The sequence below is a fragment of the Ruegeria sp. YTSC199 genome, from assembly GCF_059609725.1.
In genome coordinates, this window is the sequence record NZ_JBXWMF010000009.1 from 16814 (window position 1) to 28429 (window position 11616).

Annotated in this window: 6 protein-coding genes; 5 read left to right on the forward strand and 1 reads right to left on the reverse strand. The window is 53.4% G+C overall.

Going from position 1 to position 11616, the window contains the following annotated elements; all coding sequences use genetic code 11:
• The first annotated feature begins 580 nt into the window (after positions 1-580).
• The 5 genes from AC2FEE_RS10465 (at position 581) to AC2FEE_RS10485 (ending at position 9020) form a co-directional block, all read left to right on the forward strand.
• Positions 581-2311: a thiamine pyrophosphate-binding protein gene (locus AC2FEE_RS10465; protein ID WP_496864988.1), complete on the forward strand. Its 1731-nt coding sequence runs from the start codon at positions 581-583 to the stop codon at positions 2309-2311.
• Between the two features lie 14 nt (positions 2312-2325).
• On the forward strand, positions 2326-5151 hold the full coding sequence (locus AC2FEE_RS10470) for a peroxidase family protein (protein ID WP_496864989.1): 2826 nt from the start codon (positions 2326-2328) through the stop codon (positions 5149-5151).
• A gap of 207 nt (positions 5152-5358) precedes the next feature.
• Positions 5359-6531, forward strand: coding sequence for a hypothetical protein (locus AC2FEE_RS10475; protein WP_496864991.1), 1173 nt, complete (start codon positions 5359-5361; stop codon positions 6529-6531).
• A gap of 425 nt (positions 6532-6956) precedes the next feature.
• On the forward strand, positions 6957-8357 hold the full coding sequence (locus tag AC2FEE_RS10480) for a selenium-binding protein SBP56-related protein (protein ID WP_496864993.1): 1401 nt from the start codon (positions 6957-6959) through the stop codon (positions 8355-8357).
• A 3-nt stretch (positions 8358-8360) separates the two neighbouring features.
• Complete coding sequence (locus tag AC2FEE_RS10485) at positions 8361-9020, forward strand: hypothetical protein (RefSeq protein WP_496864995.1); 660 nt, start codon at positions 8361-8363, stop codon at positions 9018-9020.
• A 1742-nt stretch (positions 9021-10762) separates the two neighbouring features.
• On the opposite strand, the gene AC2FEE_RS10490 is transcribed toward AC2FEE_RS10485, so the two are convergent.
• Entirely contained in the window at positions 10763-11611 is an 849-nt protein-coding gene (locus AC2FEE_RS10490; protein WP_496864997.1) for an ABC transporter six-transmembrane domain-containing protein, read from the reverse strand.
• Positions 11612-11616 lie beyond the last annotated feature (5 nt).

Below are 11616 nucleotides of genomic sequence, written 5' to 3' on the forward strand. Positions count from 1 at the left end.
CTTCGGTCGAGGACGACCGGCAGGCAAGGTTGCAGGAAACGGCACAGCGGTTTTCCTGGCTGTTCAATCTGGATAGCTTGCATCTGCCAACCTACCGCAGTCTGGGGGTGGTCGCGCATATGTTCCTCGGCCGGATATGTAATCCGAACGAAGTTCTTGGGATGCTTTCAGCCGGGAGTGCATCAGCCCCTATGCGCAAAGGGCAGGTTCTGGTTTTTTGCAGGGCAGGATCTTTCTCGAAGATGATCAGACTTTTGTGCAATCGAAGCTCAGGGGTTTTCGCCGTCAGTCGCACCAGCGGAAATTCGTCATACCGCTAGACGGTAATTTTGCTGAAGAGACTTTTACCGTAGTGCCCGGTCGGTCTGATAGGTCAGTTTCGATGCCAATGCTGGGCATTACCTTCGCACCGCGCATTCTTTCACGCGCTCCGGTGCCGATGTCTGACGGATTTTCCTGCAGGTCGGTTTGCTGACGATACTGCTACTTAAAGGCGAGCCAGATCCCGCACTGTTTCTTAAACCGGCAATTTCTGGTATATATAGAAAGTATTGTTGAGACATTTATTGGAATGCATTAGATGCGCGTTTATGAAGCGGTGGTTGCCGCACTCGAATCTATTGGAGTCGACGCCGCCTACGGCGGGGCTGGCGAAAATGCCGCTGGTCTTATGCTTGCGCTTGACGCCTCGGACCAAATCAGACCGGTTATTGCGAAGAATGAACAGGGCGCATCCTTCATGGCCTGTGGTCATGCCATGTTCAGCGGTAAGCTTGGAGTGTGTTTTGCCACAGCTGGCCCAGGTGCGTTCAACCTGATTTCGGGAATGTGCGTGGCGCTGACCGACAGCTACCCGTTGCTGGCCATCAGCGGATATTCAACAGTGGCGTGGCAAGGGCGTGGTGGACTAAACGAGACATCCGGTCTGGCGCGCACGCCGGATTCCCGATTGATGTTCCGAGCTGCCACCAAGAAAGATCCGGCCACCGGCGAGCCGGCGGATTTTTTGGTCACCGACCCTGACGAATTGATCGATACGCTTCAAAAGGCAATTGATATCGCGTTCGAGGGTCGGCCAGGTCCCGTTCATGTCGCCGTTGCCGAAGACATCACCGATCCGAAGATAGAAGTGTCCAATTTCAGACCGCTGCGCAAACCTTCGACGGGTGTCTCTCCGAAGCCCAAAGCTTTGGACAAGGTTTCCAGCGTTTTGGAAGAAGCGATAAACGCTCACAAAACCGTGGTCATGCTGGCCGGTTTTGGCGCAGTTCTTTCTGGCGCAAACGACATTACTAAAGCGTTCATAGAGCGGTTTCAGATCCCGCTGCTTACGACAATGGACGGAAAAGGTATCGTCGCCGAAGAAAACCCTTTGGCAATCGGGCTTTATTGCGATTCAGGCCATAGGGCGGCATGGGATCTCTTCTCGGAGGCCGACGTGGTATTGGCGGTTGGCAACTCCTTTGCCCAGCACGCGACCTTTGATTTCTACGAGGGTTTATTCGACGAAAAAACCCTTATCCACATAAACATTGATGCTGGTGAGTTTGATAAGTTCTACAAAGCAGATCATGTGATTCTAGGCGACGCGCGACAGGCGCTGCAGGGTTTATATGATCGCATGGATACCGTCATTGGCCCGGTTCCAAAGCGTGACTATCGACCCAAGGATTATGACGAACGTTTTATCATCTCGCCCCAGAAGCAGCTGCATCCTGGTGAGATGGTTCAAAAGATCTCTCAGTTGCTGCCACCAGGTGGAATTGTCTTGGCCGACGCGGGGGCACATGCCGCTTGGGCTGGCTACTATCTGGAACTCAAGGAGGGGCAGAATTTCCGCAAACCCGGCACTTACGGTCCAATGGGTATCGGTGTTTGCGGTGTAATCGGAGCAAAATACGCAGAGATGCATCGGCCTGTGGTGGCTGCGGTTGGTGACGGTTCCTACCTGATGACCGGCTTCGAACTGATGACTGCGGTGCAATACAATATTCCAATCGTTTGGGTAATTTTCAACGATCGCGAATTCAAACTGATCAAGCTCTATCAGCTTTCGGCCTTCTACAAGACTGGGTTGGCTGAATTCGATAACCCTGACTATGCCGCATACGCCCGTGCCTGTGGCGCGGAAGGACATACCGTCAACAAGCTGGATGAATTCGAGCAGGCTTTTGGCGCGGCACTGGCCAGCGGGAAACCCACGCTCATTGATGCCCGAATTACACGTTTGGCATTGCCAAACTACTCACCCCATCCCGAAGGAGTGCTGGCTGCAATTTGGAACGGCATCCGCACGCGATTTGGATTGTAGAGAGGAGGCCCCCGATGGATGCCAGCTCGGAACCCCTGCAGAAATGGCGCGAGGAGTATGTGGGCGGCTCGCCTGAAGAGGAGTTGAAGGAAACCAAAGCGCTGGCCGAAATGATGATGGCCGCGCAGTTGAAATCGATGGCGGCTGGTGGCGCACGCAGCGTGGATCGGGCATTTCACAAAAAGGCGATTGCCGCCTTCAAAGGTGCCGAGCTGCGATTTCGTGATGATCTGCCCAGTGATCTGCAGGTTGGCTTTGCACAGCCCAAAGCGCGGTATCCTGCGACTGTCCGGTTTTCAAATGCATCTTCGCAAACTCAATCTGATGAAGACAAGGATTTGCGCGGATTGGCAGTACGTGTCAGCGAAGCTGAAGGTATCGATCATGACCTGCTCGCGACCAACTTCCCTGTGCCACATGCCCGAAATGCACGTCAATTTGTGGTGTTCGCCCATGCTGTGTCTGGCGGAAGGCTGTCGAAGTTGATTGGACTTGTACGCCTGTGCTTTGTTTTGGGTTTCTCCGAGACACGCCGGATGCTGGGCAATGTACGCGAAGCGCTGCGAACTTGCGAAAGCGTTGCACTGGAAAGCTATTGGAGCCGGGGCGCGATTGCTTGGGGCAATGAAGCGGTGCGCTATACGTTCAAACCAACAGAGGATGCTCCTGCTGTCGACGGTGCATTTACAGGTGTCTCTCGTCTCTCGTCGGAATACTCCGTGCGGCAAGCGCACGGAGAGATAAAGTTCGATCTGCTCGTGCAAAGGTTCGTGTCCGAAGAACAAACGCCGATCGAGGATGCGGCCCATGAATGGGATGAATTGGTGAGCCCGCCGATAAAGGTCGCCGAACTGATCATGCCACAGCGCGATCTGACAACGCCCGAGGCATTGGCAGAGGCGCTGGAAATTGAGCGCATGGGTTTCAACCCGTGGAACACGACAGACGAGTTTCGTCCGCTGGGCAATTTGAATCGTGCACGCAAAGCTGCCTATGACGCATCCGCATCACATCGGCAGGGTAAACGGTTCAAGGCCGCGCCGCCGCCCATCCGGAACCGCGTTTTAGGCACGGCAGCTCGATCGATCCTGAGGGCGGTGAACCGGCGCGTTCCTTGGCACCGCATTCCGTTTTTGCTTGTCCAATTGCTCAATCTGGACGCACTCAGGCATGATCTGAGGCAAAAAAGCCTGATCGATACAGACCCGGAAGAGCTTGTCCCAAGTGCACGCGCGGTGCCACCGGAACCGAAACCAAGCGACTATACATACCGCACCCATGACGGCAGCTATAATGACCTGTCTGACCCCAGAATGGGTGCCGCCGGTGCCACCTTCGGCCGGAATATGCCGCCGCAGGCGCAACCTGATGACAGCCCAAATCCGATTGAGATCGCGCGCAAACTGATGGATCGTCAGGCCTTCATTCCTGCCAAAATCCTCAACATCCTTGCGGCATCGTGGATTCAGTTCCAGGTTCACGACTGGGTTTCGCATGAACGTCGCAAACTGGACGAAGACGATGATATCGTACCGATCCCCGACGGCTATCCTGACTGGAAGAACCGACCCAATGGCGAACCTGAACGCAATATGCGCATCGCGGGCAATATACCGAAGGAAGGCGCTAATGACCCCTTCCTCTTTGCCAACGAGAACTCCCATTGGTGGGACGGGTCACAAGTTTACGGTGTGAATTCCGATGCCGCCAAGAAACTGCGGGACGGCCCAAAGATCAAGCTTACTAAGGACGGTTACCTGCCTCTGAACGTGCATGGGTTCGAGCTCACGGGGTTCAACGAAAGCTGGTGGCTTGGCCTGTCGTCACTTCACACACTGTTCGCGCGCGAGCACAATGTGCTTTGCGATGAATTGCAAAATGCTTATCCGCAGATGGACGAGGAACGCGTCTACCAGACGGCGCGCTTGATCGTGTCCGCGCTGATTGCCAAGATTCACACGGTGGAATGGACCCCGGCCATATTGGGAACTGAGGCGCTGGATATCGGCATGAAGACCAACTGGTACGGGCCGCCAAAATCCTGGCTGACGCGGTTGGGCATCTGGCTGACAGATGTTCACGCGCTAAAAGGTATTCCTGAAACCGAACCGGATCACCACACCGCGCGGTACGCGCTGACCGAAGAGTTCGCGACGGTCTACCGAATGCACCCTTTGATCCCTGATGACTACATCTTTTATGACTACAAAACAGGTAATGAGAAGGCACGACGCGGATTTCTTGAGATTCAGGGGGAACAGACGGATGAACAACTGCGCAAGCTGGGATTGCGCGATTGTTTGTATTCTCAGGGTATTGCACATCCCGGGGCGATCACGCTCCATAATTTTCCAAAATCCCTACAGAATCTCGAACGATTTGATGAGCTGATCGACCTCTCGGTGGTCGATATTGTACGTACCCGCGCACGCCGCGTGCCGCGATACAATGAATTCCGCAAGGGCCTGCACATGCCGCCCGTGACTGAGTGGGATAGCCTGACTGCCAGCCCGAAGACAAACCAAATTCTGAAAGATCTCTACGGTGACATCGACAAGGTTGATACGGTCATTGGTCTTTTAGGTGAAACACCGCCAGATGGGTTTGGCTTCTCAGATACCGCATTTCGGGTTTTCATCCTGATGGCATCGCGCCGTCTGCAGTCTGATCGCTTCCTGACCACTGATTTTCGGCCGGAAATATATACGCAGCTTGGGATGGACTGGATTGCACGGAACGGGATGAAATCACTCATTCTGCGCCATTTCCCTGAATTTGCGCCGGTGCTTCCAAAAAATGCTACGGCCTTTGCACCGTGGCGAACCGTGCAGGAGGGTTGAGAAATGCCAAAAGACAAAGGCCAGAGTGGGCTGGGTTCTTTACTGGAAGCCCCGCTCGCACGCACGCTTTGGAACCGTCGTACCAAGAGGGTTAGCAGAGGTTCAAATGTGGTTGCGGGGTCGCTGAGTTGGGAATCCAAGAACGACCGGTCCCCTTTGTCACCGCTGCAGGAGGCAATTCTGATTGCGGCAACTGGCGCGACCGGTTTGACCATGCCGGATCGACCGTTTTTTGATGACGAAAGCGGCGATCCGATCATGTCCAAGCCAAATCTGGTTATGGAAGGCCGTACTGCGGGAAGCCCGGACAATGCACAGGGCACGCATTTTTTCATGATCAACGACAGCGGCACTTATTTCCTGCGCCGCCTTGACCCGCTTCAAGGTGGTACCGAGCACTGGACGCCCGAAATACTCATCGATCGTGCCGAGCAATCGAAAGTGCAGATCCTCGACCGCCGCGTCGATGTGCCTGCCGGCATGCGCGACTTTCCGGCCTATCTGGATTCAAACAGGTTTTTGTCGAATACACCCGGATCTACGATTTTCTTTCCCGTCGTTGACCTCTCCTACCAGTATATCAACGCGTTAATGTATATCCTGACTCAGCCAGACAAAGCGCGGCCTGTGATCGTGGACGACCGAAATTTCTATCGACCGGCGGGTGTCAAAAAATGGATCGACAAGGGTTTCTTGAATCCTGAAATCAAGATTCCGCTCGGTGTTCTCGGCCAGATGCGGACCCAGATCGAGGCCGATCTTTTGACACAAAACCTGTTTCTTGTGACGGAGGCTATGGGCCTTGGTGGTTGGATTCACGCCGCTATTTCTCCGCCGGTTTTGATGGGTGATCCAAAGTTCAGCGATCGCTATGGTTCGATGATGGGATTCGACTATGTGACCCCGAAATGGCGGCTGATGGACTTGTTCCGCTGGCATACTCTCCCAATCGCGGCGATGAAACATGTACGAGCACATGCGGTAGGTCTTCGCCATCACGGCGAACATTTGATCCAAGGGAAATGCCCACCGTATTATCCGTCGATGTCAGAGGCGGTTGATGCAGTTGTCGCCGGAAAATTCGGTCCCAACGGCATCTACAAGAACGAAAAGTTATTCGGGCAGATTTACAAGGGCGACTTTGGGAGCAAATACCTGGATGAGGCTGGCGAATACGAGCAGGATATCATCGACTGCGCGCGCGACATTTGTACCTATATCTACGAAACTCATGGTCGTTTCCCCGCACACTGCGAAGCGGTCCATGCGCCCGGAATTTGGTTGCAGACCCATCGTGTGGAAAACGAGTATTACGATGCCTACTTCCAAAACGGCCTGACCTCTGCACAGCGCGAGCATGACTCGATTTGGATAGATTAACAGACCCGTCTGAATTTGGTCATCTGGGATAGAAGGGTGGGCGAATCTCTATTACATTGCAGTAGGTTAGTTACTTCATGGACTCGAAAACAAGTATCAGTTGGCTCGCAGACGTTGAGGTGCTGCGCCAGCGGTGAGAGTCCGAAAAGCGGGGTTGCGACCGCTGTATCTTGAAGGTCGGGTCAAGGTCTGAAATGGGTCGATGGCTAGATCCTGGAAACAGGGTAAGGGGCCATGCTATGTCAGCTCCGTGGTCTGCGCTGAGCCCAACGGGGTCGTTGGATGTGCCGCTTCCAAGGGCTCACGCAAGAATAAAAAAATTGAACCATTTCTACGAATCTTGAATATGTGGCAGTCTCAGTTCTGGGCGCCAACAAACAAACTCTGATTTATTTCTGGTGCCTTTGGCCTGGGAGGAGCCAGTTATGAACCTGAGACCTGACCCAACTTTTCACGCAACTCCGAAACTTGCTATGGAAGCGCCTGCGGAAACGCTGGCCTTCACTTTGATGCTAAGCCCAGACGGTTCCGAGCCTGATGGCTTGGCCGTTGTAGATGTTGACCCGAAATCGAAGACCTACAGCCAGATCGTCCATACGCTCATGATGCCCAACAAAGGAGATGAGTTTCATCATTTTGGCTGGAACGCGTGTTCTTCCGCACTCTCGCCGTTGACTGGGCACGCATTTTTGGAAAGGAGGTATCTCATCGTTCCGGGCATCCGGTCCTCACGCATCTACGTGATCGACGTGAAAGAACCTCTGAAGGCGAAGATTCACAAGATTATCGAACCAGAAGAAGTTTTCGCAAAAACGGGTTATTCGCGTCCGCACACAATCCACTGCGGTCCCGAAGGAATTTATGTCTCAACGCTTGGTGGCGGCGGTCCCGATGGCACGGATGGTCCTCCGGGTATCTTTATTATGGATTGCGAAACCTTTGATATCCTCGGTCGTTACGAAATGGATCGAGGCGAGCAGGACAAACACTACGATTTCTGGTGGAACCTCCCGCGTGACTACATGGTTAGTTCGGAATGGGGGCTGCCACCACAGTTCGAAAACGGGATTGTAGCCGAGGACTTACTGTCCAACAAATATGGTCACAAGATTCATTTCTGGAACTTGCGCGAGCGCCGAAATGTCCAAACTATTGACCTGGGTGAAAACCACCAGATGGCCTTGGAAATCCGGCCCGCCCATGATCCAGCAAAAGACTATGGCTTCTGCGGTGTCGTCGTGGATACCACAAACCTGCAGGGTGCGATTTTCACATGGTGGCAGAAGGATGACGGAACCTTCGAGGCAAAAAAGACGATCACGATTGATCCGCGGCCAGAGAAGGCCGAGAACCTTCCACCGCTGTTGCAGGGATTTGAGGCTGTGCCGCCGTTGGTCACCGACATCGATCTGAGCCTGGACGATAAGTACCTTTACGTCGCGTGCTGGGGGCAGGGTGAAATGCATCAGTATGATGTGTCCGACCCGATGAACCCCAAGCTGACAGGAAAAGTTGAGCTTGGCGGGATTGCGCGCGGGGCGAATCATCCAAACGGCAAAGGATTTGCTTACGGTCCCCAGATGGTTGAGATCAGCCGGGACGGCAAGCGGGTCTATTGGACCAACTCGCTTTATTCGACGTGGGATGATCAGTTCTACCCTGATGATGAGGGTGGGCAAATGGTTATGGCCAATGTCGGGGAAAACGGTGGTCTGGAACTGGACAAAGACTTCTATGTCGAGTTTCCAAAGGGCTATCGCAGCCACCAGATCCGCTTGGAAGGCGGAGACTGCTCGACCGATAGCTTCTGCTACCCGTCTGTCTGACGCGTGGACGGATTAGACACGGCAACAGCCCTTTGGTGGGCTGTTGTCGCCTCTGGCATATATCACGGGGTCAATCCGGGCATGGGTTGGCCCCTGGCAGTCTCTGCGGCGTTGATGGACAAGAGACGCAACAGCCTTTTCAAGGCGTTGATCGCTCTGGCAGCTGGGCATCTGGTTGCGATGGGTGCAATACTATTTCCCTTTACCGCGCTGCTCTTTCTGGCCGAATGGCAGCGGGAAATTCAGATTTTTGCATCCTGCCTCGTGATCGGATTGGGCGTCTATCTGTTGTTCAACCGCCGCCATCCTCGGCTGCTTGCGCGAGTACCTCCCTCGCGACTTGCGCTCTGGTCTTTCTTAGCGGCAATGGCACACGGTGCGGGCCTGATGTTGGTTCCAATCTATCTCGGTATCTGTCGCACGATCGCCACGGACGCAGGGCATGCGGCGGCTGCCAATCTGATGACCGGCAACGCTAAAATCGCGATTGGCGTCGCCTTGGTCCACACCCTGTCCATGACAGTCTCAGGCGGTCTGCTTGCGTTCGGTGTTTACCATTGGCTGGGCCTGAGATTTCTCTCAAAAAGTTGGTTCAATCTGGATATCGTTTGGGCTTTGAGCTTGATCCTTGTGGGATCGATTGCGCTGCTGTTCGTTCACTAACTCGTCAATCTGGACTCCACGGGCCGATTGGTCTGAGATGCAGAAATAAACGAAATTCAATAAATGACCACCACGCACTCAAGTCGCAAAACGCGGCGGTGTCCATCAAGGCCCGCTTCGCAACAGAGTCGGAGCTCTTAACATGACTGGTGCACTTTGTCCCGTTCTCGGAGCAATCGAAAACACACCTTTGGTTAGTTTTGGTTGACTGGTGAAACACTATAATTGTCAGAGCAGAACTCTAACCAAGATCGGTCATTTGAACCCCGGATTATCCGACAAAACACCGCGCCGCTTTTGGTGTTATTAAGGCAGCTGAGGCCAATGGTATGTTGGAGCAAGGGCGGACAGTCGTTGAGTTGACGAGCGGTAATATGCGATGGAAAGCTTGATTTCATTCTTAGGTCGCGCAGCCGCCGTGAGTACGACAGATCCTTTGTCCTACTTTCGGGAGCTGTTCCCGTCAGAGAGACATCAGAGTCTCAATAGACTTCCCCAGGATCTGGATGCATTGGACCCCGTGAAACGCAGACTGGAACTGCAAACCTTACCGGGTGCCAACCCCGGCGTTCGCATCAATTGACTGGGGAGGGCGGGGGAGGCACTTGGGCTTGGACCGAGTCCGTAAGAAGCTATCGTTTGCATGGCGTCCGCGTTGCCTGCTTCGCGACCAGCACGACTGCCATGATCAACTCATGCGATTGGCTTGGAGGATGATTATCCGGTCATTCTGTTCGGTTCACCGAAGGCCGCTTACCACCCATTGCATGGCATGCCATGTTCGCGAGGCCGAACCGGCATTCGTATTCATCGGCAGCAATGTCGCGCTCGCGTGCAGTGCATGTGGTTCACTCTATTCGACGCAGACTAGACTACCCGACATGTCCAACTCGACCGCCTTGAAATTGCGCGACAACCATCACGTGCAGATAGCTTGGAATGAGGTAATCCGATTGGAAATGACGCTTGCAAAGAGCCTGTCGGAGCGGTCAAAAACCTAGAATAAATGCGACTTCCGACACATCACAATGGCATTCGCGAACGTTCTGATGAAATCCAATCGGCTCGCCCGCGCCCATTGACGTCTTTTCTAGTGTAGCGTTTCCGGCGTAACCAAATCCTCGTAGCATCACCTCTATGGATCGGCCTTACGGCGCTTCTTCGGTCGCAGTACGCCGAAAAACTCACGGTCTGATCGCAACCATTCTAAAACGCCGAACGAACTTGTTTTCAATCAAAGGCTTGTATCAGAAGCGTTGGGGCAGGGTGCCTTCGATGCAAGAACTAAGATCCGAGCCCGAACCGGAGCAAAACAATGAACTCGATCAGCTATTACTGCGGTTCCCGGCAAAGTGGTTTTGGAAATATGAGCGGGAAGCGGAACTTTGTTGCGGACGGAAACAATCGGAAAAGTATCACAAGAGCAGACGTTCATACGTCTCCGAGAAACCTCGAAGCTTTAGACCCGCGTTCTGCAAAGTATGTCCTATATCTTTTCAAATCGGATTGGATCGGAAGACTACAGCTTGGACCTATGCTGACTTGGTGAATACACCTTCTCGGATTGAAGCCCAAAGATGTGATGTGTCGATCACGTCGTTCTCGTTGCGTTTGGGTTGCAGGATACATGGAAGGCAGAAAGGGCAATGCGACCAGTGCCTCAGTTTGAAAGTCGAAAGGGGACTATGAGATCAACTCGTACGACTTCAACAGTGGATCGTTTTGACACTAAAGACTCTTGTTCAATTAGGTTGCAATCGGGTTGTGATTTCGGAAAGCCGCGACCACGATTGCAATGTAATCGGCAAGGTAAGTGCTGCTTCTGCGAATTCCCAAGTATAGCTGACAATTGAAAAGATCGCACCCGGTGTTGCATCCAGGTTTTGCGTCGCGAACCACAGGTTGAATAGCACTAACCCGATCAACAGGATGAAGATCGTACCGTACAGGATGGCCTCGGTGTCCGAGAGCTTTACCTCGTACTTCCGCAGTCTTTTCAGGTGGACCAGCACCGGGCGGTGCCTTCGTTTTTCTAGAACACTGACCTGATGCTCCATCTGCTGATTCAGTTCCCGGTTCCACCTCCAGAAACTTGCGTGAAAAAGTGCATAAACCGAGATCATGCCGAACAGGACGGCACAGGCTGACAAGGCCAGGATCGGTGAGAAATAGAAGAGCAGGATTGCTGAAACAACGAACTGTAAGACACCTGCCATCGCATTTGGCAGAACGTCCTCCAGAAAGTCGGCCAACTCTCGTCCCATCCCAATCCGGGCGTTCAGCGTTGATACTGGTACGTTGGAAAACCGCGCCGCAAGCGCGTTACCCAATTCGACGCGGATCGTCCCGTAAACCCGCGTATCATAAATCCGCCGGGCTACACCGATTACAGTCAGGAAAGCCATCAGCGCACCAAGATGTACAAAAGGCTTAATGTTCCCTTCAAGCAACCCATCGATAGCAAATCCCAGGTAAAGCGGGATCAAAACGGTCAGTGCCGTCTCGGACAGGATCAGGCCCCAAGTAAAACCGACACGCCAACGAAACACGTTCAGAAGCGTGCGGATTGTAAGTTTGCGTTCCGTTAGCATGGTGC